We start from the raw sequence: 25,161 nt of genomic DNA, 5'->3' as shown, positions 1-25,161 counted from the left end.
ACTTTTGTTTTGCCTGACGTTTTAACAGGTAATGCATGCATTTCCGGATTAAATGGTAGTTTAATTTCAATTGGCACAAGCATTGCATCCATAATCATTTAGCAATAGAAACAAAACTGAAAACAAATCAACTGTCAGTTTGACGTTGAGAAAGGAACTGAATGAATAGCTTAGATTTTAATCAATCGTTGCCTATAATAAATGAAGATACTGAATTCTTTCCCCTGATGTCGCAAGAAGACGAAGAGGAAATGAATAACGAGCAAACCCCTGAAGTTCTATCCATTCTGCCTTTAAGAAATACTGTTTTATTCCCAGGTGTGGTTATACCCATCACTGTCGGCCGCGATAAATCAATAAAGCTAATTAAGGATGCATACAAAGGTGACAGAACAATTGGGGTTGTGTCTCAGCGGGACGTAGCGATCGAAGATCCGGCTTTTGACCAGCTAAACGCTGTTGGTACTGTTGCCCTCATCATTAAGATGCTACAAATGCCGGACGGAAGTACAACTGTCATAATCCAGGGGAAACAACGTTTCCGGCTACGAGAGGAGGTGCAGAGTGAGCCTTACATCAAGGCCTCGATCGACAAGTTTGAAGAGATCCGACCAAAGACCGATAAAGAATTTAAAGCGCTGGTTGCTTCGGTTAAAGAACTGGCAATGCAGATCATCCAGCTTTCGCCAAACATTCCCAGCGAAGCAGGCATTGCTATTAAGAACATCGAGAGCCCTTCTTTTCTAATAAACTTTATTTCATCTAACATGAATGCTGACGTCCCTGTCAAGCAGCAAATGTTAGAAGTAGCTAATTTACATGACAGGGCGAAGATGGTTCTAGAACATCTGACTACCGAGCTGCAAATGCTGGAATTAAAAAACCAGATCCAGTCTAAGGTGCGGACAGATCTAGACAAACAGCAGCGGGAGTATTTTCTTAATCAGCAGCTGAAGACTATACAGGAAGAGCTGGGGGGAAACACACCCGATCTGGAATTAGAAAACCTGAGGGAACGCGCCGCCAAGAAGCAGTGGAGTAAGGAGGTAGGCCAGCATTTCAGCAAAGAGCTCGACAAGCTGGCGAGGATGAATCCTGCCGCCGCCGATTACTCGGTACAAGTAAATTACCTCGAATTGCTACTGGATCTTCCCTGGAACGAAACTACGAAAGACAACTTCGACCTGAAGCGGGCTGAAAAGATCCTGGACAAGGAACACTACGGTCTGGAGAAAGTCAAACGAAGAATAATTGAATATCTGGCAGTGCTTAAGTTGAAAAACAACATGAAAGCACCAATACTTTGCCTTGCCGGTCCCCCAGGAGTTGGTAAAACTTCTCTAGGAAAATCAGTAGCAAAAGCATTGGGGCGGAAATATGTTCGCATTGCTTTGGGTGGAGTGCGGGACGAAGCAGAAATCAGAGGCCATCGTAAAACCTACATCGGGGCGATGCCGGGACGGATTATTCAGTCGCTAAAAAAAGCTGGAGCCTCCAACCCCGTCTTTGTACTTGACGAGATTGATAAAGTAGGAAATGATTTCCGGGGTGACCCGTCATCTGCTTTGCTGGAAGTTTTAGATCCGGAGCAAAATAGTGCTTTTTACGATCACTATGTGGAGCTTGACTACGATCTTTCAAATGTGATGTTTATTGCAACTGCAAACTCTTTAAGTAGCATTCAACCCGCTCTGCTCGATCGGATGGAAGTAATTGAGGTGAACGGATACACGATAGAAGAAAAGATCGAGATCGCGAAACAGCACTTACTACCGAAGCAGTTGGAACAACATGGGCTAAAAAAGAAAGACGTAACGCTTAAACCAGCAGTAATTGAAAAAATCATTGAAGATTACACGCGTGAGTCAGGGGTACGTGGTTTGGAGAAAAAAATAGGTTCAGTAGTAAGAGGCGTTGCAACTAAAATTGCAATGGGAGACGAGCATCCGGCTGCATTATCAAAAAATGATGTAGAAACTATCCTCGGGGCGGCCATTTTCGACAAAGATCTGTATGAAGGCAATGAAGTTGCAGGGGTTGTAACTGGTCTCGCCTGGACACAAGTAGGTGGAGATATTCTTTTTATAGAGGCAAGTTTAAGCCCTGGCAAAGGCAGACTTTCATTGACCGGAAACTTAGGTGATGTAATGAAGGAATCTGCAACAATAGCAATGGCGTACCTGCGGGCTCATTCATCTAAATTTAATATCGACTTCCGCTTGTTTGATCAATGGGATGTACACGTCCATGTTCCAGCTGGCGCAACCCCTAAAGATGGTCCCTCAGCCGGTATAACTATGCTTACGGCCTTAACTTCGGCCTTTACTCAGCGCCGTGTAAAACAGCACCTGGCCATGACCGGAGAAATCACGCTAAGAGGTAAAGTGCTGCCGGTAGGCGGAATAAAAGAGAAGATTTTGGCCGCAAAACGGGCAAATATCAAGGAGGTAATTCTAGCAAAATCGAATCAGAAAGATATTCTTGAAATCAAAGAGGATTACATCAAAGACATGACTTTTCATTATGTGACCGAGATGAAAGAGGTAATCGACATTGCTTTAACAGATGAAAAGGTAAAAGATCCGATTGACCTTTCACTACGAGAGTTGTCGCACGAAATAACTGCATCTTAATCCAGAAAGGAGGTTGAAAAAACCTCCTTTTTCATTTATGCTCGTGCACATGTTCCCTTTCAACGTAAATAACAATACCGCAGATGATACCCCCTCGCGCTTTTGAAGAAATCCTCTCCCTTATCGGGGCTGGAACTTTTCTTTACCCTTTTCGTTTTACAGATCAAAAACATGAGCAATTGATCTAATGAAACTTTTCCTCAAAATATTTTTTCTCCTGCTGTTACCTTCCCTCTTAATGGGACAGGAGAAAAACTTTCGGAATGAGTTTGGTTTCAGAAGCGACAATGATGCATATCTCGCTTTGGGCCAGGATCAATATTACACGAACGGGCTAATTGTAAGTTTCCGACATGCACTACGGCCATCTACACGAGTTTCAAAAACTGTTAAAAAGATTTTTGAGGTAGAAGGCGGACAATTACTATACAACCCAAACTCTGGAGAAAGCCCCTTAATTGGTGACGTCGATCGTCCTTTTGCGGCCTACCTGTTTGGAGGAGTGCGGATGAACTGGCTGAAAGAGAATGAACAGATTTATCAGGCCTCTCTGCAATACGGCACCATTGGTCCAAATGCATTGGGCAAAGAAGTTCAGGAAACACTCCACAATACCGTTGGCTTTTATAAGATAAAGGGTTGGCAGTATCAGTTGTATAACGAATCGGGATTGAATGCTTCTTTCGGTTACTCCCGCTTAATTGGAAGACCGAACCAGAGAAACGACTTCAGCCTGAACTCCTATGCTTTAATTGGCAGCACGTTTTCCGGCGCAGGAGCAGGTCTACTGTTTCGAAGTGGAACAATTAACAAACTCACCAACTCCGCTATGAGTGCCAGTCGGATATCTAACAGTAAACTTGATACTATTCCCCCTGAAGAGTTTTTCTTTTTTGCCCGCCCAAGCCTACATTACGTTGCGTACAACGCCACCATCCAGGGTGGGCTATTCCGTGAAAATAAAGGGCCTGTTTCCCATGATCCTAACAGATTTTTGTTTTCTCAAGAGCTAGGGGTTATGTATGCTAAAAAACGGTGGACTCTCAACTTCTCAATAACTTTTCAATCAAAAGAGACTCGGAATCAAGAAGATTCACACCAGTATGGATCTGCAAGCGTATTTTACCGCTTTTAACCCCTCCTCAAATCTTGCTTTCGATTACCAATCCTTCTTGCGGTTCATCTTTTTAAGGGCCTGCTGTTGCTTCTCCTTCAATCGCTGCTCAACCGCAGACTTTCTCGGCCTGGTAGCCTTTCTAGCTTTCTGAACAGTAAGCGCAGTCTGCAAGAGTTGCCATAATTTTTCCAGTGCCCTTTCCTTATTCAAAAGCTGGCTCCGCTCCTCCTCACTCACTACTTGAATCTGCCCGTCTGCCGTAAGTCTTTTAGAAAGCTTCGTTCGCAGCATTATTTTCTGCTCGTCTTTCAAGTTCGGCGAGGATTCAAAATCGAAATTCAGTTCAACTTTCGAACTCACTTTATTAACGTTCTGGCCACCCTTGCCACCACTCCTGGAGGTCTTAAAACTAATATTCTCGAGAAACTTCTCTTTTAAAAAATCCATATGTCAAAAATGAAAATAACAATGCTGCATTATAATAAAGTAGAAACAATACTTTTGCAGTTCCATGTCACATAATATTGTCGTAGCCATTGACGGCTACTCATCTTGCGGAAAAAGTACGCTGGCGAAGGCCTTAGCTAAAAAGCTTCATTTCATCTATGTTGATAGCGGAGCGATGTATAGGGCCGTTACTCTCTTTTTCCAACGTAACAATATCAACATTGAAGATATGACAGATGTTGAGCGGGCCTTGAAAGACATTCACCTAAACTTTCATTCCAGAGACTATCAAACACATATTACCTTGAACGGAGAAGAAGTCTCTGATGAAATCCGGGAGATGGCCGTGTCGGAACAGGTGAGCGAGGTGAGTGCCATTAAGGCTGTACGAAGGGAGATGGTGAAGCAACAGCAGCGTATGGGTAAATCTAAGGATATTGTTATGGACGGCCGCGACATCGGCACCACTGTATTTCCTGAAGCCCAGGTAAAAATCTTCATGACTGCTGATCCCAAAATCCGGGCTGAACGGCGGTTTAAAGAACTGCAGCTTAAAAACTCTCCCGTAACCCTCGAGGAAGTATTCGAAAACCTGGCACACCGGGACTACCAGGATACCACCCGGAAAGAAAGTCCGCTAACCAGGGCCGAGGACGCTATTATTCTGGACAACACGGAGTTGACTCCGGAAGAACAATTGAACTTTGCGCTCGACAAAGTTGAACCATTTATCAACAGTCGACAACAGAAATAACTGTACATAATACACTACATATAACCGCAATTCCTTTTCCTCCTGATTAAAACATTGTCATGAAATATGGGTTATTGTTGCTACTGAAGCGCTGAAACTTAGCGATAGTTTTTAGCACTCTCTTTGCTTAGCTATTGTGGCTTGTGCTAAAACATTCAGTTGAACAATGAAAATATCTATATCTACCATCGGAACTCGCGGTGATGTGCAACCGTACGCTATCCTCGGCAAAGCTCTTGCTGAAAGGGGACATGAGGTAACTTTGTCTACTGCAAAAAACTTTGAATCTTTAGTAAAGAGTTACGGTATAAATTTTCATCCTGTCGACGTAGATTACCAGGAGATCTTAAATTCTGATGAAGGAAAAAAGATCCTCAAAGCAAATCTGTTTGCTATCCAGCGAAATCTAGACAAGCTAATTTTTCCTTTGATAGAACAATCTCTTAATGAATGTTACCAGCTGGCTCAGTCGAGCGACTTGTTTATATACCGACCAAAAACTTTGTCGGACGTATTTACAGGGCAGTTGAAAACAAAATCCGTTAGAGCGGCAGTGGTTCCTGCCATGGAAGAAACAACAGCTTTTATCAACCCTATTTTTAGCGGTTTCTGGCTCCCCAACTTTCTGAATAGGTGGAGCTACAAACTGAATAATCTGCGTTACCAATTTTTGAGAAAGCCCATCAATCAGTTTTGTCAGCAGAACGGACTCCCCGAGCATAAGCCGTCAAAGAGAGACACCTTGTCTCTGTACGGCATCAGCGAGCATTTCCTAGAGAGGCCGAAAGATTGGGGGTCTGAGCATAAGCTGACTGGTTTTTGGTTTCCTGAAAACACCAGAAGTCTTCCATATGAACTAGATGACTATCTGAGTAGTGGCGAGCCACCCATTCTAATTACCTTCGGCAGTATGCCCGTTAAAAAGGAAATTGCGGCGGTTATTGTAGAATCAGCGGGTGAAATGAACGAACGGTTTTTGATCGCTGCCTCTTGGGGAGATTGGCATTTGGAGGATATAAAAATGCCAGAGAATGTAAAGATCATAGAAACGGCACCCTTTGAATTACTATTTCCAAGAGTTAAAGCCATTGTCCATCATGGTGGTATCGGCACAACTGCGGAATGTCTTAGAGCGGGAAAGCCGATGTTCGTCTGTCCCGTGCTGTATCCCGTGGGCGACCAATATTTTTGGGGTGATCTTGCCTACAAGAAAGGACTTGGAGTAAAACCTGTCCCTCTTTCCCGATTAACGGCTTCCGTATTTAAAGAACGTATTGCGCAATTAACTAACCTTTCTCTTGGTATCAACTGTACTGAGATGGCCCATAAAATCTCGGAAGAAAACGGGATTGAGAAGGCTGTAGAACTTATTGAACAGTTGCTCTAAAAGCCATTTTGAAGCTAAACAAAAAAAGGGATGCTAGTCCCCTTTCGTATCCGGATTATTCAAATCATAATCGTCAAACTGCTGCTCTTCAAATGGAACCTCCCCCGCGTGACTATCGGGTTTGTTAGGAGTTTTAAAAGCGTCATCCGCCGGTTTTTCCACCGCATTGGCATCGGTTATCGTCGCATCAATTTCCTGTTCCTTGTCTTTAATATACTGGTTTCTTTCTTCAGGTGTCTTCATAAGTAACAAAGTTTATCGTCTAACTCTCTACAACCATTATACCAAACTGATGCAGTTGGGAATTTTCGGGAAAAGAGCTAGATATCAATAAAATAATGAGAAAAATTTCTTTCTATTAAAATTGATTTGCGTACTTTTGCAGTCCCAAATCAATTTTGGGAAAAAGGAGAAAAATTATTTAATGGCCAAAAAACAAGAAGCAGAAAAGGAGCTACTTGCTAAATCAGCAGAACTCCATGGCGAAGAAACCAAACAGGTTAAAGAAAACATTGAATCAGAAGCTGATTCATTGTCAATTGAAGACATTAAGTCTAAAACCCTGGTAACACCTTCAGGTGATTTTGACTGGGATTCAAATGAAAAAGGTTTCGGCAACTACAGCAATGAAGAGCGCGCGAAACTGGAGCAAATGTATGCGGGTACTTTCAACCAGATCAACAAAGGTGAAATCATCACCGGTACGGTTGTAAATATCAACAACAAAGATGTGGTATTAAACATCGGGTTCAAATCCGACGGCATGGTATCTCTATCTGAATTCCGCGATACACCGGACTTAAAAGTTGGTGATAAAGTGGATGTTTTTGTAGAATCACAGGAAGACGTTAATGGTCAATTGGTTCTTTCACGTAAACGTGCAAAAACTCAGAAGTCATGGGAGCTTATCAATGAAGCTTTAGAGAAAGATCAAATCATTAACGGTTTTGTAAAAAGCCGTACTAAAGGTGGTCTTATCGTTGACATTATGGGTGTTGAGGCTTTCTTGCCTGGTTCGCAAATTGACATTAAGCCAATTCGTGACTACGATATCTACGTAGGAAAAACAATGGAATTCAAGGTTGTTAAAATCAATCATGAGTTCAAAAACGTTGTTGTTTCTCACAAAGTACTTATCGAGGACGATCTTGAAAACCAAAAAACTGAGATCGTTGCGAAACTTGAAAAAGGACAAGTTCTTGAAGGAACTGTTAAAAATATCACTGACTTCGGTGTTTTCATCGACCTTGGTGGTGTTGACGGACTTCTTCACATTACAGATATTTCATGGGGCCGTATCGAGCATCCGAAAGAAGTATTGGCACTTGATCAAAAAATCAACGTGGTTGTACTTGACTTTGATGACGAGAAAAAACGTATTGCCCTTGGTTTAAAACAACTTACTCCACATCCTTGGGAGTCCCTTAGCACAGCTATCGAAGTAGGCTCTAAGGTAAAAGGTAAGATTGTTACAGTTGCTGATTATGGTGCATTCCTTGAAATCACTCCAGGTGTAGAAGGTTTGATCCACGTATCAGAAATGTCATGGTCTCAAAACTTGCGTAACCCACAAGAGTTCCTTAAAGTAGGAGACGAAGTGGAAGCTCAAGTCCTTACATTAGATCGTGACGAGCGCAAAATGAGCCTTGGTATCAAGCAACTTACGCCTGATCCTTGGAAAGATATCGCTCAGAAGTACCCTGTTGGCAGCCAGCATTCTGCTGTTGTTAAAAACATGACAAACTTCGGGGTATTTGTTGAAATCGAAGAAGGCATCGACGGCTTGATTCACATCTCTGACCTGTCATGGTCTAAAAAGATCAACCACCCTAACGAATTCACTAAAGTTGGTGAAACATTAGATGTTGTTGTTCTGGAGCTTGATGAAGAAAACCGCAAACTTAGCTTAGGTCACAAACAACTTGAAGAAAACCCTTGGGAAACTTTTGAAACTATCTTCACGCTAGATTCAATCCACGAAGGAACTGTTCTTAAAGTTACTGACAAAGGCGCTCTAGTTGCTCTTCCTTACGGTGTTGAAGGTTTCTGCCCAAGCAAACACAGCATCAAAGAAGACGGCAAAGCGTTGAAAGCTGAAGAAACTGCTGACTTCAAGATCATTGAATTCAACAAAGAAGCTAAACGTATCGTTGTTTCTCACTCACGTATCTGGGAAGAAGCTAAAGCTGAGGCTAGAGCTTCTGAAAACGCTCAGAAGAGAAACGATCAGAAAGCAGCTACAAATGCTGTGAAGAAAGTTAAAGAATCAGTTGAAAAATCAACTTTAGGTGATTTAGGTGTCCTTGCTCAATTAAAAGAGCAAATGGAAGGTGCTGAAAGCAAAGCCAAAAAATCTAAAGACGCTGAGTAATTAGCAATCTTTATAAAACTAGAAAGCCCGACATGAACATGTCGGGCTTTCTAGTTTTGCTTCTCGAAGTCAGATGTATCCCCAATGCCGTCCCTATATATCTTCAAAGCCTTATAAAACTAAGTTGGCTAAATTCAAGCTCGTTTCTTATTTTTGCCGAAATCAAAACTGATGCAAAACTTAACTCTTCTTGACGGACAGAAATTCCAGATCACTATAAAGCGCCTTTGTCATCAGCTCATTGAAAACCATAATGACTTTTCGAACTCTGTAATCCTTGGTATTCAACCCAGGGGGATTTTCCTGGCAGAAAGGATTACGGCAGAACTGCAACAAATACTTCCAAACGCTAAAATATTAAGCGGTAATCTTGATATCACCTTTTATCGTGATGACTTTCGCCGACGAGAGGGACCGCTAGTTCCCAGCAGCACGGAGATCGATTTTATCATCGAAGGAAAAAAAGTCATCTTGGTAGATGATGTGTTGTGGACTGGTAGGACTATCCGTTCTGCTATGGATGCGATGCTTGCTTTCGGTCGGCCTGAAAAAGTAGAGTTACTGGTTCTGGTAGATAGACGCTTTGCTCGTCACCTGCCTATCGAACCCGATTACATCGGTATCCAGGTAGACACGATCAATTCGCAACGAGTGATCGTTAGCTGGAAAGAAACTGAGCAGGAAGATAAAGTGGTATTATTATCAGAGAAATAAAAAATAGTTACAGAAAGAAACTTCAAGGACGATGGCAGACCAAAATCAGATTCTTAGCACCCGGCATTTATTAGGAATCAAAGATTTGAATGAAAAAGACATACAACTCATTTTTGAGACTGCTGACACCTTCAAAGATGTGCTTAATCGTCCGATAAAAAAGGTTCCTTCATTACGCGATATTACGATTGCCAATATCTTTTTCGAAAATTCTACCCGTACAAGACTTTCATTTGAGCTGGCTCAGAAGCGTTTGTCTGCTGATACCATCAATTTTGCAGCCTCATCGTCATCTGTCAGCAAAGGCGAGACACTTATTGACACTGTCAATAACATCCTTGCGATGAAAGTAGATATGGTGGTGATGCGCCACCCCTACCCAGGTGCCGGCATTTTTCTTAGTAAACGTGTAAAAGCTCAAATCGTCAATGCCGGAGATGGCGCCCACGAGCATCCCACACAAGCGCTTCTGGATGCTTTTTCGATACGGGAAAAATATGGTGATGTTGCCGGCAAAAAAGTGGCGATCATCGGCGACATTCTTCATTCGCGGGTGGCCTTGTCTAACATCCTCTGTCTTCAAAAGCTTGGGGCGGAAGTGATGGTATGCGGCCCCACCACTTTAATACCAAAGTATATAAAAACGCTTGGCGTGAAGGTGGAGTTTGATCTGATGAAAGCCTTGAACTGGTGCGATGTAGCAAACATGCTGCGAATTCAACTCGAGCGACAGGACATCAAGTACTTCCCATCCCTGCGGGAGTACTCTATGCTTTACGGCTTAAATAAAAATATCCTCGATTCACTTGACAAGGAAATTACCGTTATGCATCCCGGACCAATAAACCGCGGAGTGGAAATTACAAGCGATGTTGCTGATAGTAAGCAGTCTATCATTTTAGATCAGGTAGAAAATGGCGTAGCTGTAAGAATGGCGGTACTTTATCTCCTTGCCGGCCAAAAATAAATCATTTTTCGGTCATACTTTTCCGGGCTCATATAGCGTTTTTGCATAATTAAAAGTTATTTTTGCCGGGTTTTCAACAGGTGTTAATTTCTACTGTGACTATACACCATGCGATAACTGTTAACTTAGCGATACACAAATAGATATGCTTAAGAAACTTACGCTAACTACCATTATAATCTGTTCTTTCCTGTCAATTCTTCAAGCCCAGCAAACAGAATGGTTTAAATTGAACGAAGCTTATAAAAGTGGGATCGAACTTTTTCATAAAAAGAAATACACGGCAGCCAGCGAACAGTTTAGTCGCGTTGAAGATTACCACATCATTCCCTCCTCCCAGCCCGTAGATACCCGACAGGTGTCACTATTGAAGGAGAATGCTCAGTTTTATCAGGCTGTTTGTGCGCTGGAATTAGGCAATCAGAACGCAGAAAACTTATTCCTCCGGTTTATCCGCGAATATCCTGTTAGTGCAAATACTAAATCTGCCTATTTTCAGCTCGGTAAGTTTTACTTCGACAAAAAGAACTATGATAAAGCAGTGGAGTGGTTTAATCAGATCGATGCTAATACCCTTACTGCCAAAGAGAGCGATGAATACCGGTTTAAGTTAGCCTACTCCTATTTCACGCAAAAAAAGTACACTGAAGCTGAGCCGTTGTTCAATAAGCTTAAGGATGAGAAAGGGGAATTCGCCGAAGACGCAATCTATTACTATGCCTACCTCAACTACCTCGATGCCGACTACAAAACTGCCTTGAGAGAGTTCGAGCGATTGAAAGGATCTAAAACATACGAAGCAAGCTACCCCTACTATATTTCGGCACTTTACTTCCTGGACAAGCGATACGACGACGTGCTTGCCTATACTATCCCCGCTATTGAGCGGATTGATGAACAGTACAAAGCCGAAATGTACCGGATTGTAGCTGCAACCTATTTTGCCAAAAACGATTTTAAAACAGCAGCGAACTATTATCAGAAGTTTCAGGACCTCGACAGGGGAAAAATTCAGAACAACCAGGACAATTATCAGATAGGTTATACCCATCTTAGGCTTAACAACCCTAAAAAAGCGATTACCGAACTGGAAAAAATGGGAGCGCCAGATATATTCTACCAGCACGGGATGATCACTCTTGGCGACGCTTTCATCAAAACAAATAATAAGCAAGCTGCTCGTAATGCGTTTTTCAGAGCTTCCAAGCTGGACTTTGATGCTAAACTCAAGGAAGAGGGTTTGTTGAACTATGCCAAGTTATCCTACGAACTGGAGTTTCACGCCGTCGCTCTGGATGCTGTTCAGGAATTCCTGAAAACCTATCCGAAGTCGCCAAGAATCAACGAAGCTAAAACTTTGTTAGGAGAAGTCCTCCTTTCTACAAAAAATTATAAAGACGCAGTTGACATATTAGAGACGATACCTAATAAAAGTCAGGAAACCAAGGCAGTTTACCAGCGTGTCACCTACTACCGAGGCCTGGAGTTTTACAACGAACGCGCTTTCGAGAATAGCATCTCTATGTTCATGCGCTCGCAAAACAATGCTATCGACGAAGAAATCGAAGCGCTTGCAACCTACTGGTTGGCAGAGGCAATGTTCGAGGTAAGAAAGTATGGTGAGTCTGTGGAGCAATTTGAAAAGTTCCTCGGTTTATCAGCTGCTAAAAAAACAGACGTATACAACTATGCTAATTATGCCCTGGGGTATTCTGCCTTCCAGAACGACAATTATTCTAAGGCAGCTAACTATTTCGAAAGATTCTTAAACGGCAATGACAAAGACAGAAATACGGTGAACGACGCCAATCTCCGTCTAGCCGACTCGTACTTCGTAATGAGAAGCTACGACCGTGCGATGCAACAGTATAACAAGGTGATCGCCGGAAACGGCCAGGGCGAGGATTATGCACTGTTTCAAAAAGGTATGATTCACGGGCTCGTGGGAGACAATGACGCAAAGATAGCTGCCCACCAGTCGCTACTTAAGCAGTTTCCGAAATCAAATTATGCTGACGATGCCGGCTTCGAAATTGCCTATACCTATTTTGTTAAGGGTGAGAATGACAAGTCGAAAAACGACCTGACAGCCTTGGTTGAGAAGTACCCAAGAAGCAGCTACGTTCCGCGAGCACTCGTTACTATTGGCTTGGTTCATTACAATCAGGATAACGATGATGCAGCGCTTGAGATGTTTAAAAGAGTGGTTAAGGACTATTCTACCACAGACGAGGCTAAGCTTGCCCTTGAATCGATTAAAAACATTTATCTGGACCGTGCTGATGCGGATGGCTTCCTGGCGTACGCCAATGGAACAAGCATTGGAAATTTGAGCACGGCCGAGCAGGACAACATCACTTTTCAGGCAGCGAACAACCGATTCCTGAGAGGCGAATATCAGGCGGCCTTTGAGGCAATAAACGCCTACTTCGACAAGTTTCCACGCCCAATTCATGATAAACATGCGCGTTTTATAAGGGCAGAAAGTTTGGTTCAGTTAAACAGACCAGATGAAGCAATTCCAGATTACAACTTTATTTTAAACGATTGGACCAGCGAATACACTGAGCGTTCGTTGATTAGTATGTCAAAGTTGTACCTAAGGCAGAAAAAATACAACGAAGCTATCGTATACCTGAAGAAGCTGGAGTTGACATCCGAATACAAAGCAAACTACGGCTTTGCAGTGAACAACCTGATGGAAGCTTACTACCACATGGGGATGCAGGATGATGTACTGAAATATGTGAACCTTGTCAGGACATTTGACAAGGCTTCAAATGAAGACAAGCTACTGGCAGGCCTTTACGCAGGAAAAGCATATATGGCAAAAGGTGACACTACAACTGCGGTGAAAGAATTTACAGAAGTTTCTACAAAAACAACTACAGCTACAGCCGCTGAAGCAAAATACAACCTGGCCCTGATTCAACACATGAAAGGCCAGTACAAAGCTTCTGAAAAAACGATTTACGAGCTGAGCAATAAGATGCCGTCTCACGACTATTGGATCGCGAAAAGCTTCCTCTTGCTATCAGATAACTTTGTAGCAATGAAAGACACTTTTCAAGCCAAAGCGACTCTCCAAAGCTTGATAGATAACTATGAAGGAAATGATGAGATCATTCCAACTGCGAAAGAGAAATTGAATCAGCTTAATACTAAGAAATAAGGGAAATGAACTTCAAATATATTTCATTAGCGATTTTCAGCATTGCACTTGCAGGTACCGCGCAGAGCCAAACTCAGCCGGACGAGAAAAAGCCAGAGCAGCAACCGAGTGGTTCATTGACCGAAGAGATTGAAGTAGTAAGGGCATACAAGCCGGTATTAGCTGATGCCGCCAAAATCAGAAGAAGTCCAGATTTAACCAACTACAAACCCTTTAAACCCACGCTTAGCTACGCTATCCTGGATAACAAGTTGGAGTTAAACAGCGATATCACCCAACTGCAGGCTCAGCCGGTACAAGAGGCCTCCTTCGAAGTTTTGAGAAACAACTATGCCAAAGTTGGGGTGGGAAATCTGGGCACAAATCTGGGTGAATTCTATATCAACACGGGGCAGGATCAGGCGCTTCAGGCCGGGGTATTTTTTAAACATTTGGGTCAGGAAGGCAACCTCAACAAGCAAAACATCTCGCGTCAGCAAATAGGCCTATTTGGCAAGAGTATCCTTGAAAAAATTACTCTTAATGGGGATATAGGCTTCGAGCGGTTTGCGACTCATTTTTACGGAGTAAATCCCGAACAACCTTTGTTTAATACAAATCCCGAGAGACAACGCTTCAGTACCTTTTCTGCCAGGGGGGAACTACTGAAAAATTATCAAAAAGACAACAACCTTGACTTTGCTGTAAAAGCCGATGCTTATCGGTTTGCTAATCGCTTTGATGGCAGAGAGAGTTCTTTCGCGTTAAGTGGTTTTTTCAATAATGTCTGGAGACAATTTAACATCGGCTTAAACAGCTCCCTTGATTTCACTGGCGTTAAAGATTCTTCCTATAGCGTTGGTAACCATATCTTCCGCGCTAATCCGTACATCAAATTTCAGGGAAAAAACTATAGAGTCGCTTTAGGACTGAATTTTGTTCAAGAGTTTGGCTTTGATCCAAGAACCACTATCCTGCCTGCGTTAACCGCAGAAGTTCCTATCGTGCCAGACTTTGCAACCATTTTTGCAGGATTGGTTGGCGATGTAAAAAAAGCTTCATTCAGAGATTTTGCTAATGAGAATCCCTTCCTGGCCAGCAATATCACTATCCGTAATGCTGTCGAAAAAGCAAATTTCTACGGAGGTATTAAAGGAAATGGAGGCTCAGGATTCGGATTCAAAGCAATGGTGTTTTTGAAAAGAGTAGAAAATCTTCCTTTATATGCCGCCAATCCCAACACACCCCAAAAGTTTGATATTATTTATGACCCCGGAAACAGTACCATCGCTGGTTTAGAAGGAGAATTGAGCTTCAAAGCGTCTGAGACATTAACCTGGACGGGGAAAGTGCAGATGAACAAGTATAAAATGGCGACAGAAGACGCTGCCTGGTTACGTCCCGGATTCCGCCTGACCTCCAATGCCCGCTTAGCATTCAGTGACCGATTCAACATCGACGGAGAAATTGTACTTAATGGAGATACCCAGGCACTTACCTACATATCGCCAGCGGAACAGAGAGTTGTAACTGTAAAGAGCTTTGTGGATTTGAGTGCAGGTGCCGAGTACATGTTAAAGAACCGCATTGGCATTTTTACCCGAATAAACAACCTGTTTGGAAGCCAGTACCAACGATATCTGTACTATCCGAATTATGGCTTCAACATATTCGGGGGTCTTAATTATTCATTCTGATAAGATTGACTTGGTAGATAATTTAAGCTAATTTTACCCGGATGGACGTAGGGCTATTTATTTCAGAATTACTAAAAGAGCAAAATGAAGTAAGCCTTCCCGGTATTGGCACCTTTTATAGGAAAAAAAAATCTGCTTTTTTTGACAAATCAAAGGGCCTCTTCTATCCCCCATCTTTCGAGTTGGGCTTTAAGGAAGATGCCGGTTCAGTCCTGAGTGAAGGATTGATTGAACATATCCGGTCAGCAAAAAATATATCAGCTGCCTCTGCCCGGTACTTCGCGGAAAAGTACACTGACAGCCTGCAGTATGCCCTTCGGACTACAGGCGCTGCATCCCTTAATTCGGTAGGCGTCCTTCAGAAAGCTGAACATGGCCTCTCCTTCAAGGCGACAGAGGCTTCAGGAAGTCTCAGTAGCTTTGCTCTACCTCCTGTTAAAGAGATTAAAACTTCTTTCTTTACTTCGGACAGAAGACAGCCCCTACCAGCAGAACTGCCTGCAGAAGTAGTCGATACGGAGGCAGTGCATAAAAAACGAAGAGTTTGGCCAGCTGTATTACTTGCCGGCTTATTTGTAATAGCGGCAACCATCACTGGTATTTATTTTTACAATCAGGAGCTTTTTAACAGTTTAGTGAAGCAGGTGGAATCCCGCAATCCACGCAAAACAGTAACCCCGGTAGCAAAGCCGCAACCCAAAACTACTGCTGATTCGATCGCAATGGCGGATAGCATTATCGAAAACACGTTAAAGCAGGAAGGTTTTGTTGTAGAGCAGCCAAGGGATACTGTTAACATTAATACGAAAACAACCACGACGGTCGACTCGACGCGAAAAGCGGTAACGAGATACGAGATTATAAGTGCGTCCTTCAACAGGCGGTCGGAGGCCGATAACTACGTAAAGATTATGCGTAAGAGGGGAATTGATGCCAGTGTAATTGAAGACGACAAAAAACCAAAGTTTAAAGTCAGCATTGGAAGCTTTACAAACAATGATGCCGCACAGAAAGAAAAGCGCCGCATTCATGAGGAAATAAACAAGGAAGCCTGGATACTAATCATTAAGAACAACAATAACAACAAATAACACATGCTTTTATTACAAGATACAGTTTTACAAGACACAGTAGCTACAGCAGCAGCGGGTACAGTAGAGGCAGCTCAGGAGCTTCGATTCATCGATCTTCTTTTTAAGGGAGGATGGGTAATGATTCCTATTGCTATTCTGTTTTTCCTGGCACTCGTAATCTTTATAGAAAGATATATCACCATTAGAAAAGCGTCAAAAGACGAGAATAATCTGATGTCTCAGGTTAAGCAACATATTCTTTCAGGCAATCTTAGCTCGGCCATCGCAATATGCCGCAGTAGTAATTCCCCTCTAGGGCGGATGTTGCAGAAGGGACTTACACGCATTGGCCGCCCGATAAAAGACATCGAAGGAGCGATCGAAAATATTGGTAAGCTGGAAGTATCAAAACTTGAAAAAAATATCAGTATCCTCGGGATCGTAGCGGGTATTGCTCCCATGCTTGGTTTCGTAGGGACGATCTCGGGTGTGATCCGGATTTTCTATAACATCTCTCTTTCCGACAATATCAGTATGGGTATAATTGCCGGCGGACTATACGAGAAGATGATTACGTCTGCAGCGGGACTGATGATCGGTATTCTGGCTTACATTGGCTATCACGTTTTAAATATCATGGTAGACAGAGTGATCCTAAAAATGGAGACTGATGCTGTAGAGTTCATCGATCTGCTGGAAGAGCCGGGAAGATAATTTATCCGGCAGAACCTACTCCGTAATTAATATTTCACTAAAGAAGGATCTTCCAAACATGAATTTAAGAAGAAGAAAGCGGCCGACAGCTGAAGTGCACTCATCAGCAATGAATGATATCATGTTTTTTCTGATGTTGTTCTTTCTGATTGCCTCTACTGTAACCAATCCAAACGTTATAAAACTATTGCTCCCTCGCTCTGATTCAGGACAATCTGTTTCTAAAAAAACCGTTACTGTAACAGTAACGAAAGACCTGGAATACTTCCTGGATAAGCAGCAAATTCAGTTGGAGGAGCTTCAACCCCGTTTAGGTGGCTTGCAGCAACAAGTCCAAGAACTGACTATTGTGCTCCATGTCGACCGCACTGTTGCTATTCAGGATGTGGTGCAAGTAATGGACATTGCGAACAAACTGGGTATCAAACTTGTACTTGCTACAGAGAATAAATAAGATGCAGTATCGCGAGGAAAATAACTATCCAAAAGCGCTCCTCTTCTCTACCGGAGTAATGGCAATATTGCTATTGATAAGCTACTTTATTGTTTTTGGGATGAACATGCCTCAGGAAATAGTTGGAACCGGAGGTATAGTAGTTAATTATGGAACGGTGGATGAAGGCATGGGTAGCGATTTTATGAGCATCGAAGAGCCCTCCGTTGCACCCAATGCCAGTACTACACCTCCAAACAAGGTAGTTGAAAACCCGGAAGCACAACCTACGCCGTCTTCGGAAAACAGCGACAGAGCTGTAGTCACGCAGGATGCAGAAGATGCCCCTGTAGTTACGACATCAAAAAAGAGCAGTAGCCCAACGCCCTCAACTTCTCCTCAGACAAGGGAAAGTAAGCCGACCGTCAATGAAGCCGCATTGTACAAAGGCAAAAAGAATAACGGTACCGGCCAGGGAGATGGCACAGGTAATAAACCAGGAAACCAGGGCGACCCAGACGGAGATCCACTGGCCTCAAGCTACGGAAAAGGTGGGTCTGGTTTCGGAAACACGCAGTTAGACTTATCAGGCCGACGCTTTGTAAACCTTCCTAAAATTGAAGACGAAGGTCAGCGATCCGGAAAAATTGCCGTTGAAATCAGAGTGGATAAAACTGGTCAGGTAGTATATGCCCGTGCGGGAGTACGAGGTACTACTTTATCTGATAAAGACCTGTGGGAGAAATGTGAGCGGGCCGTATTAGGAGCTCGTTTAAACCAGCTAGAGTCTGCGCCAGATGTCCAGATGGGCAAGGTAGTATTCAATTTCAAAGTACATTAAATCGTTCAAGAGTAGTTGAGCTATTCACAGACCCTTCAATACCTCTATGCGAAGTTGCCTATGTTTAGTCGCATAGGTGATGCTGCCATCAAAAAGGATCTATACAATACCATAGCTCTTTGCAGCGCCTTAGGAAATCCGCAGCAGAAGTTCCGGACAATTCATGTAGCTGGAACTAATGGAAAGGGTTCGGTGTCGCATATGCTTGCAGCTGTTCTTCAGACTGCAGGTTTTAAAACCGGACTATATACATCGCCACACCTCCGTGACTTTAGGGAACGGATAAAAGTAGATGGCGAGATGATTTCAGAAGAGCTGGTCATCGAATTTGTAAATAGTCAGAAGCAACTAATCGAGGAGGTGCAACCTTCATTCTTCGAAGTGACAGTAGCGATGGCCTTCGATCATTTCGCAAAGCAGAAGGTCGACATAGCAGTTATAGAAGTAGGGCTGGGAGGCAGGTTAGATTCGACGAACATCATCACACCAGTTCTCTCCGTGATCACCAATATTGGTTATGATCACATGAACATCCTCGGCAATACCCTACCGGAAATTGCATTTGAAAAAGCCGGCATCATAAAGCCTGGAATTCCTGCAATTATTAGTGAAAGGCAACCTGAAGTTGAACAGGTTTTTCTAAAAAAAGCAAAAGAAGTTCAGGCTCCCCTGGCGTTTGCATCAGACGAGTGGCAAGAGGTTGAAACAGGCCCCTCACAAGAAGGACGCCGTCCGCTCGTATTACAATCAGCTCAAGACAAGGACGACAGGATAAACTTATCACTGGACCTGACAGGCTCTTATCAGGTCAAAAATGTAAAAGCTGTTTTAAGCGCCATTGGTCAATTAAAAAGAAGTGGTTTCCGAATAAGTGATACTCGGGTTTCGGAAGGGTTATCGCGTATTAAGGAACTTACAGGATTGATGGGACGCTGGCAGACATTGAGTGTAGCGCCTCTGGTAATCTGCGACACTGGTCACAATGAGGATGGAATAAAAGAGGTGCTAAAGAACATTGAGGCAACGGAATTCGACAAGCTTCATATGGTGATTGGGATGGTAAAGGATAAAGAAATTGGCAAGGTATTGTCACTGCTGCCGAAGAAAGCAAGCTACTACTTTTGCCAGCCCCAGATAGAGCGCGCCAAACCTGCGGGTGAACTAGCCGAAGAAGCGCAGGTACAAGGTCTTCAGGGTGAAGTTTTCGCGAGTGTGGTCGATGCACTAGCAGCGGCCAAAAAAAACGCCTACAAAGATGATCTCATCTTTGTAGGCGGAAGTACTTTTGTAGTAGCTGAGGTGGTTTAAATGGAAGGTTCCTGCTGGCTGAGACAGTGAAAACTCCCTAGTCCCCAGATAATATCTGTCGAATCAATACCTACCACTTCCCGCTCTGGGAAACAGCCTGCGATGATGTCCAAAGCCTGCTGATCAAATTTAGACCGATAAGTGGGAACAAGAACGTTTTTGTTGCTGATGTAGAAATTAGCATAAGAAGCAGGTAAACGCAAGTCTTCGTGAATCACCTCTTCCGGCATTGGCAGCTCTACTACGTTCAACTGCTTGCCATTCAGCAACCGCATTTTGCTCAGCGCCTTTATATTTTTTTGAAGGGGTTCGTAATTGTCATCCTTCGTATTTGTTTCAACAACTGACAATACAGTATCCTCATTTACAAAGCGGATCGTATCATCTATATGCCCGTCAGTATCATCTCCGACAATTCCCTCCTCTACCCATAATACCTGGTCTATCCCGTAATATTCCGATAAAAAGGTCTCAACCTGACCTTGATTAAGATGCGGATTACGGTTTTCATTCAGCAAACAACAAGTAGACGTTAATACCGTTCCCTTTCCGTTGAACTCGACAGAACCGCCTTCCATCACGATACCGGGATGAAAAACCGGGATGTTAAAATGCTTTCCTATTAAGGATGGAATTACATCGTCCAAATCAAAGGGAGGGTACTTTCCACCCCAGGCATTATAGCCCCAATCAACAATCACTTTTTTGATGTCAGCTGCTGGGTTAATAAGGAAAGCCGGACCGTGGTCTCGACACCAGGCATCATTGGTAGGGTGAAAGAAAAATTCAACCTGATCCAAGTTTACGCCCGCCTTGCTTAAATGTCCCAGAGCAAAATTCTTCATCTGCTCGTCGGCCACATTGATCCTGACGCGCTCGCTTTGCGCAAGCACCTTCACAAATTCGCTATAACTCGCAAAAATGCTTTCCAACTTTCCGGGCCAACTAGCTTCTTTATGCGGCCAGCTTAACCAGGTTGCTTCGTGAGCTGCAAATTCTGCGGGAAAATAGTATCCCAACTGCTTAGGAGTTTGAGTAGTATCAGATAAATCAGGAAAATCCCGTACTCCGCTCGTTAAAAAATCACTCATTACTTCAAACTAAGCTTCGTCGTCGATGTACCTTTTCGTGATCTGTCCGTAGGAGTCAATCCTTCTATCTCTCAGGAATGGCCAGTGCGTTCTATAACGGTCTGATTTAGACATATCAAGCTCTTGCACTATTAATTCCTCTTCCGTATGAGAGGCCTGATATAAAACAGTTCCAAATGGGTTGGAAACAAAGGATCCGCCCCAGAATTTCATGGGTCCCTCATCCCCTATTCTGTTAACACTTACAACGTGAACTCCATTGGCCACCGCATGACTGCGTTGTATAGTTTGCCAAGCGTTGTACTGTTCCGTGTTGGTATCTACTTCCTGTGATGATGCCCAGCCAATCGCTGTTGGATAGAATAAGATTTCAGCTCCCATTAGCGAAGTGATCCGGGCTGCTTCAGGATACCACTGATCCCAGCAGATCAGCACCCCAATTGTAGCGAACTTAGTTTTAAACACCTTATAGCCCAAGTCGCCTGGAGTAAAATAAAACTTTTCATAATAACCCGGATCATCAGGGATGTGCATCTTCCGATACTTGCCCATATAAGTTCCGTCAGCGTCTATAACAGCCGTGGTATTGTGGTAAAGTCCTTCCGTACGTTTTTCGAAGAGAGAAGCAATAATTACAACTCCCAGTTCCTCCGCTACAGCACTTAAAGCATCAGTGGACGGACCGGGGATGCTTTCAGCAAGTTTAAAATTATCGTAACTTTCTACATCGCAAAAGTAAAGAGAAGTAAAAAGCTCTTGCAAACAAACTATTTGAGCCCCCTTCGCGGCAATTTCCCTAATCTTAGTAATTGTCTTCTCTAAATTTTCTTGCTTATTAGCCGTACAACTGGTTTGCACCAGTCCCACTCTTACTTTTCTATCCATTATTTGTTAATCGATTTGAGGTTGCAAAACTACGTATTCAGCTTCGGGAAGAAGCTGATTTTGCAAAATTTGACATTTTATTAAAGTGGACTATCTTCCTTCTACTTCCAAAACTCTGGTAGTCTTTTTCAAAGTACGAAGAATAATAAAAGCAAGAAAACAAACAATGAACACTGCAGCCCAGAAATTGTCGATTTTGACTTCTCCTGTTACGAAGTAATAAGCCAGAGCATTCATAACGGCGAAAGAAATCGCAACAGCGAAAACCCCGTTATATTCCCTTTTCAATACATTCCGCATAGAAAAAGTAAGGTTAGGAGCTCTAAACGACGAAAAGCGTGGAAGAAAAGCAGGAGTATGGGCTGCCCAAGTTTCGTAGGAACTTCCATATTTTCTCCTCAAGAATTCCTCTTCAGCAATCATTATACGTTCATAATATAACCAGTAAAGAAGAGAGCAAATAACTGCGAACCACCAAAGGCCCACAAAAAGAAACAAGCCAAGCCACATCAGGTAATTACCCAGGTATAAAGGGTGGCGTACCATTGAGTACATGCCAGTTTGATTTAGTGTTTCGGCAATTTGTCCCGAGGTAGTATTGCGGCCAGATGTACCTTTGGGAGTATAACCAACAGTCAACGCTCGCACGAGCAAACCCAGAAAGGAAACAAGCAAGCAAATGGCGCCATAACTCTCGTCGGTTACTTTCGAGAACGTTCTGTCGTTGTAAAAATACATCACAGCAATGGCGAAGGGGTATAGCAGAACCGGCAACCAACTTCTCCTGATAAACAACCAGTTGCCACTGGACTCTAACTCTTCTCTAAGAGGCATAAATAATAAATTCTTAAATCTTAATTAAACTTCACTTAATAATCGCAAAGTAACCAAATATTTATGAGTAATCAGCGTCGAAAATTCTGAAGCGGCGACATGCATCGCAAACGTGTTGCATTCGGAGCAAAAGCCCCTAAAACCGACTCTCATCCGCCTTTGTCGACAAACTTCAGGTTGTCAAACTGAAAGACGACCGGGCGTACCTTCACTTTTATCGGCTGTTCCAGCCCTGAACAGAGGCTAAAGCTTTATCTGGAAAGAACCTATTTATTCCCTGAATAATAGGCAATTACTGCTTATCTAAATACTAAATCAAATCTTTTAATTAAAAAATCTGTTAAATGAGCATTTGAGCCTTTTTAGGTAAAATAAATTTTAGCACTCGTTTTGTGGTTCAAAAATCTTTTTTCAACTTGTAATTTCTAATCAACTATACTAACCTTCTATGGACTTTCTGTACGAAAATTTAATTTATTTGATCCCCATTTTAGGCCTCGTGGGCATTGTGGTGATGCTTGTAAAATCTGCTTGGGTAAGCAAGCAGGATGCTGGCGATGAAAACATGCAACGACTGGCAGGCTTCATTGCGAGCGGAGCCATGGCGTTCCTTAAAGCCGAATGGAAAATACTCTCCTATTTTGCTGTAATTGCCGCTCTACTGTTGGCCTATTCGGGCACCCTGGTAGAAACCTCGAGTTGGGTCATTTCCATTTCCTTCTTAATTGGAGCCTTCACCTCAGCTTTCGCCGGTTACATTGGAATGAATATAGCGACTAAAGCAAACGTACGAACCACACAAGCTGCAAGGACAAGTTTAGCCAAAGCTCTGAAAGTGTCGTTTACCGGCGGAAGTGTCATGGGATTGGGCGTAGCAGGTCTGGCGGTCCTTGGTCTGGGTTCATTGTTTATCGTTTTTTATCAGGTGTATGTGGTGCAACAGAACGGTAGTGTGAACGGTGTTGAAATGGAAAAAGCGCTGGAGGTTCTGGCCGGCTTCTCCCTGGGGGCCGAGTCGATCGCCCTTTTTGCCCGTGTGGGCGGCGGGATTTATACGAAAGCTGCAGACGTGGGCGCAGACCTTGTAGGTAAAGTAGAGGCGGGAATTCCGGAAGATGATGTTAGAAATCCGGCTACCATCGCGGATAATGTAGGCGACAACGTGGGTGATGTGGCGGGAATGGGAGCTGACCTTTTTGGTTCTTATGTTGCAACTATTTTGGCTACCATGGTTCTGGGGAGAGAAATTGTGTCAGATGATAATTTTGGTGGGATTGCCCCAATTTTACTACCAATGCTAATTGCGGGCCTCGGCCTCATCTTTTCTATTATAGCCACTTACTTTGTACGCATAAAAAATGAGACCGATAATGTACAAACAGCCCTAAATATTGGAAACTGGTCATCTATTATTTTCACGGCTATTGCTTCTTTCTTCGCGGTGAAATGGATGTTGCCAGAAAACATGGAGATCAGAGGCTTCACCTTTAACAGTACAGACGTTTTTCTTGCCATAGTAGTAGGTTTAATTGTTGGAGCGTTGATGAGTATCATCACTGAGTACTATACGGCCATGGGGAAGCGACCTGTTCAGTCCATCGTCAATCAATCATCAACAGGCCATGCTACTAATATCATAGGTGGTTTAGCTGTTGGTATGGAGTCGACATTCCTGCCAATTATAGTGCTGGCCGTCGGGATTTTCAGCTCGTACCACTTTGCAGGTCTTTATGGCGTAGCAATCGCTGCAGCTGGAATGATGGCTACTACAGCAATGCAATTGGCTATTGACGCTTTTGGTCCGATTGCAGACAACGCGGGCGGCATTGCCGAAATGAGCCAACTACCCGAGGAAGTGAGAAACCGCACAGATAACCTGGACGCTGTGGGAAATACTACTGCGGCGACCGGTAAGGGTTTTGCAATTGCCTCGGCAGCGTTGACGTCTCTCGCGCTTTTTGCTGCTTTTGTTGGCATTGCCGGCATTGATTCAATCGATATTTACAAAGCCGACGTGCTGGCTGGTTTATTTGTGGGTGGGATGATTCCCTACATCTTTTCATCCCTGGCCATTTCCGCGGTAGGGAAAGCGGCGATGGATATGGTTCAGGAAGTAAGACGACAGTTTAGAGAGATTCCGGGCATTATGGAATACAAAGCAGAACCAGAGTACGAAAAATGTGTCGCCATCTCAACCAAAGCTTCTATCCGTGAAATGATGCTACCTGGTGCGATCGCGCTCATCGTCCCTATTATTATCGGCTTTTCTTTCGGCCCGGAGGTTCTAGGAGGTCTGCTTGCGGGAGTTACTGTTTCAGGAGTTCTGATGGGAATGTTTCAGTCTAACGCTGGCGGCGCCTGGGATAATGCAAAAAAGTCTTTCGAAAAAGGAGCTGTTATTAATGGAGAGACGTTCTACAAAAAGTCCGAGCCTCACAAGGCTTCCGTGACTGGAGACACCGTCGGTGACCCTTTCAAAGATACTTCTGGACCATCCATGAATATTTTAATTAAACTGATGTCAATCGTCTCTCTGATTATCGCGCCTCATATCGCTCAAGGTCCGGGAGAGAACACTGCTTCAGCTAATGCAAAGCATAGAATTGAGACCAAAAGCGATGTTTCTGAAAAGAACATTGGTAATTCCGTAACTATAAAGCGATAAAACATCGTAAAAGGGGAATCGTATTGGTCCCCTTTCTTTTTGAGAATTTATCTAGATTTGAAGAGCTTAACACGATAAA

The 25,161-nt window shown here is 43.3% G+C and carries 20 protein-coding genes; 15 read left to right on the top strand and 5 right to left on the bottom strand.

The window, feature by feature from the left end; translation table 11 throughout:
- Positions 1-161 precede the first annotated feature (161 nt).
- Positions 162-2,633, top strand: coding sequence for an endopeptidase La (gene lon, locus J4N23_RS15795; RefSeq protein WP_207428672.1), 2,472 nt, complete (start codon positions 162-164; stop codon positions 2,631-2,633).
- Between the two features lie 187 nt (positions 2,634-2,820).
- A complete protein-coding gene (locus tag J4N23_RS15790) occupies positions 2,821-3,768 on the top strand; it encodes a lipid A deacylase LpxR family protein (protein WP_370527287.1) in 948 nt (315 codons plus the stop codon).
- Between the two features lie 24 nt (positions 3,769-3,792).
- Here J4N23_RS15790 and arfB read toward each other — a convergent pair whose 3' ends face one another.
- Positions 3,793-4,197, bottom strand: a complete 405-nt coding sequence (gene arfB / locus J4N23_RS15785) for an alternative ribosome rescue aminoacyl-tRNA hydrolase ArfB (protein ID WP_207428670.1) — start codon at positions 4,195-4,197, stop codon at positions 3,793-3,795.
- A 64-nt stretch (positions 4,198-4,261) separates the two neighbouring features.
- Here arfB and cmk point away from each other — a divergent pair, with 64 nt between their 5' ends.
- Positions 4,262-4,951 (top strand): (d)CMP kinase, encoded by a 690-nt coding sequence (gene cmk, locus J4N23_RS15780; RefSeq protein ID WP_207428669.1) that lies wholly within the window; start codon positions 4,262-4,264, stop codon positions 4,949-4,951.
- Between the two features lie 166 nt (positions 4,952-5,117).
- Positions 5,118-6,338: a glycosyltransferase gene (locus J4N23_RS15775; protein ID WP_207428668.1), complete on the top strand. Its 1,221-nt coding sequence runs from the start codon at positions 5,118-5,120 to the stop codon at positions 6,336-6,338.
- Between the two features lie 33 nt (positions 6,339-6,371).
- Here J4N23_RS15775 and J4N23_RS15770 read toward each other — a convergent pair whose 3' ends face one another.
- On the bottom strand, positions 6,372-6,581 hold the full coding sequence (locus J4N23_RS15770) for a hypothetical protein (RefSeq protein ID WP_207428666.1): 210 nt from the start codon (positions 6,579-6,581) through the stop codon (positions 6,372-6,374).
- A gap of 181 nt (positions 6,582-6,762) precedes the next feature.
- Here J4N23_RS15770 and rpsA point away from each other — a divergent pair, with 181 nt between their 5' ends.
- From rpsA to J4N23_RS15720, 10 genes are all read left to right on the top strand, one after another.
- Positions 6,763-8,709 (top strand): 30S ribosomal protein S1, encoded by a 1,947-nt coding sequence (gene rpsA, locus J4N23_RS15765; protein ID WP_207428665.1) that lies wholly within the window; start codon positions 6,763-6,765, stop codon positions 8,707-8,709.
- A 171-nt stretch (positions 8,710-8,880) separates the two neighbouring features.
- On the top strand, positions 8,881-9,423 hold the full coding sequence (pyrR, locus tag J4N23_RS15760; protein WP_207428664.1) for a bifunctional pyr operon transcriptional regulator/uracil phosphoribosyltransferase PyrR: 543 nt from the start codon (positions 8,881-8,883) through the stop codon (positions 9,421-9,423).
- A 31-nt stretch (positions 9,424-9,454) separates the two neighbouring features.
- Positions 9,455-10,390 (top strand): aspartate carbamoyltransferase catalytic subunit, encoded by a 936-nt coding sequence (locus J4N23_RS15755; protein ID WP_207428663.1) that lies wholly within the window; start codon positions 9,455-9,457, stop codon positions 10,388-10,390.
- A 145-nt stretch (positions 10,391-10,535) separates the two neighbouring features.
- Positions 10,536-13,562 carry a tetratricopeptide repeat protein gene (locus J4N23_RS15750; protein ID WP_207428662.1) on the top strand — a complete coding sequence of 1,009 codons (3,027 nt, stop codon included), beginning with the start codon at positions 10,536-10,538 and terminating at the stop codon, positions 13,560-13,562.
- A 5-nt stretch (positions 13,563-13,567) separates the two neighbouring features.
- Positions 13,568-15,238, top strand: a complete 1,671-nt coding sequence (locus J4N23_RS15745) for a TonB-dependent receptor (protein ID WP_207428661.1) — start codon at positions 13,568-13,570, stop codon at positions 15,236-15,238.
- A 41-nt stretch (positions 15,239-15,279) separates the two neighbouring features.
- Positions 15,280-16,329, top strand: a complete 1,050-nt coding sequence (locus tag J4N23_RS15740) for an SPOR domain-containing protein (RefSeq protein WP_207428660.1) — start codon at positions 15,280-15,282, stop codon at positions 16,327-16,329.
- Between the two features lie 3 nt (positions 16,330-16,332).
- A complete protein-coding gene (locus J4N23_RS15735) occupies positions 16,333-17,025 on the top strand; it encodes a MotA/TolQ/ExbB proton channel family protein (protein WP_207428658.1) in 693 nt (230 codons plus the stop codon).
- Positions 17,026-17,083: 58 nt separating this feature from the next.
- On the top strand, positions 17,084-17,479 hold the full coding sequence (locus J4N23_RS15730; RefSeq protein WP_207428657.1) for a biopolymer transporter ExbD: 396 nt from the start codon (positions 17,084-17,086) through the stop codon (positions 17,477-17,479).
- Between the two features lies 1 nt (position 17,480).
- A complete protein-coding gene (locus J4N23_RS15725; RefSeq protein ID WP_207428656.1) occupies positions 17,481-18,299 on the top strand; it encodes an energy transducer TonB in 819 nt (272 codons plus the stop codon).
- Between the two features lie 15 nt (positions 18,300-18,314).
- Positions 18,315-19,607 carry a folylpolyglutamate synthase/dihydrofolate synthase family protein gene (locus tag J4N23_RS15720; protein WP_242689259.1) on the top strand — a complete coding sequence of 431 codons (1,293 nt, stop codon included), beginning with the start codon at positions 18,315-18,317 and terminating at the stop codon, positions 19,605-19,607.
- Here the strand turns inward: J4N23_RS15720 and J4N23_RS15715 are convergent.
- The 3 genes from J4N23_RS15715 to J4N23_RS15705 form a co-directional block, all read right to left on the bottom strand.
- A complete protein-coding gene (locus J4N23_RS15715; RefSeq protein WP_207428655.1) occupies positions 19,604-20,698 on the bottom strand; it encodes an agmatine/peptidylarginine deiminase in 1,095 nt (364 codons plus the stop codon). The two genes, J4N23_RS15720 and J4N23_RS15715, sit on opposite strands and share 4 nt — an antisense overlap.
- Before the next feature lie 9 nt (positions 20,699-20,707).
- Positions 20,708-21,583 carry a carbon-nitrogen hydrolase gene (locus J4N23_RS15710; RefSeq protein ID WP_207428654.1) on the bottom strand — a complete coding sequence of 292 codons (876 nt, stop codon included), beginning with the start codon at positions 21,581-21,583 and terminating at the stop codon, positions 20,708-20,710.
- Between the two features lie 90 nt (positions 21,584-21,673).
- Positions 21,674-22,417 (bottom strand): isoprenylcysteine carboxylmethyltransferase family protein, encoded by a 744-nt coding sequence (locus tag J4N23_RS15705; RefSeq protein WP_207428653.1) that lies wholly within the window; start codon positions 22,415-22,417, stop codon positions 21,674-21,676.
- Between the two features lie 448 nt (positions 22,418-22,865).
- Between J4N23_RS15705 and J4N23_RS15700 the strand changes: the two genes are divergently transcribed.
- Positions 22,866-25,082 (top strand): sodium-translocating pyrophosphatase, encoded by a 2,217-nt coding sequence (locus J4N23_RS15700; RefSeq protein WP_207428652.1) that lies wholly within the window; start codon positions 22,866-22,868, stop codon positions 25,080-25,082.
- Positions 25,083-25,161 lie beyond the last annotated feature (79 nt).

It is taken from the genome of Pedobacter sp. SYSU D00535 (assembly GCF_017355855.1).
Classification (GTDB): Bacteria; Bacteroidota; Bacteroidia; order Sphingobacteriales; family Sphingobacteriaceae; genus Desertivirga.
This window is presented reverse-complemented; position numbering and strand designations above follow the sequence as displayed.

Excerpts from the sequence above, each read along its gene's own strand:
- J4N23_RS15710 (WP_207428654.1), bottom strand. The coding sequence starts at position 21,583 with ATGGATAGAAAAGTAAGAGTGGGACTGGTGCAAACCAGTTGTACGGCT.
- J4N23_RS15740 (WP_207428660.1), top strand. The coding sequence starts at position 15,280 with ATGGACGTAGGGCTATTTATTTCAGAATTACTAAAAGAGCAAAATGAA.
- J4N23_RS15700 (WP_207428652.1), top strand. The coding sequence starts at position 22,866 with ATGGACTTTCTGTACGAAAATTTAATTTATTTGATCCCCATTTTAGGC.
- J4N23_RS15730 (WP_207428657.1), top strand. The coding sequence starts at position 17,084 with ATGAATTTAAGAAGAAGAAAGCGGCCGACAGCTGAAGTGCACTCATCA.
- J4N23_RS15725 (WP_207428656.1), top strand. The coding sequence starts at position 17,481 with ATGCAGTATCGCGAGGAAAATAACTATCCAAAAGCGCTCCTCTTCTCT.
- J4N23_RS15750 (WP_207428662.1), top strand. The coding sequence starts at position 10,536 with ATGCTTAAGAAACTTACGCTAACTACCATTATAATCTGTTCTTTCCTG.
- J4N23_RS15775 (WP_207428668.1), top strand. The coding sequence starts at position 5,118 with ATGAAAATATCTATATCTACCATCGGAACTCGCGGTGATGTGCAACCG.
- J4N23_RS15745 (WP_207428661.1), top strand. The coding sequence starts at position 13,568 with ATGAACTTCAAATATATTTCATTAGCGATTTTCAGCATTGCACTTGCA.
- arfB (WP_207428670.1), bottom strand. The coding sequence starts at position 4,197 with ATGGATTTTTTAAAAGAGAAGTTTCTCGAGAATATTAGTTTTAAGACC.
- J4N23_RS15715 (WP_207428655.1), bottom strand. The coding sequence starts at position 20,698 with ATGAGTGATTTTTTAACGAGCGGAGTACGGGATTTTCCTGATTTATCT.
- J4N23_RS15705 (WP_207428653.1), bottom strand. The coding sequence starts at position 22,417 with ATGCCTCTTAGAGAAGAGTTAGAGTCCAGTGGCAACTGGTTGTTTATC.
- pyrR (WP_207428664.1), top strand. The coding sequence starts at position 8,881 with ATGCAAAACTTAACTCTTCTTGACGGACAGAAATTCCAGATCACTATA.
- J4N23_RS15790 (WP_370527287.1), top strand. The coding sequence starts at position 2,821 with ATGAAACTTTTCCTCAAAATATTTTTTCTCCTGCTGTTACCTTCCCTC.
- J4N23_RS15735 (WP_207428658.1), top strand. The coding sequence starts at position 16,333 with ATGCTTTTATTACAAGATACAGTTTTACAAGACACAGTAGCTACAGCA.
- J4N23_RS15770 (WP_207428666.1), bottom strand. The coding sequence starts at position 6,581 with ATGAAGACACCTGAAGAAAGAAACCAGTATATTAAAGACAAGGAACAG.
- cmk (WP_207428669.1), top strand. The coding sequence starts at position 4,262 with ATGTCACATAATATTGTCGTAGCCATTGACGGCTACTCATCTTGCGGA.
- lon (WP_207428672.1), top strand. The coding sequence starts at position 162 with ATGAATAGCTTAGATTTTAATCAATCGTTGCCTATAATAAATGAAGAT.
- rpsA (WP_207428665.1), top strand. The coding sequence starts at position 6,763 with ATGGCCAAAAAACAAGAAGCAGAAAAGGAGCTACTTGCTAAATCAGCA.
- J4N23_RS15755 (WP_207428663.1), top strand. The coding sequence starts at position 9,455 with ATGGCAGACCAAAATCAGATTCTTAGCACCCGGCATTTATTAGGAATC.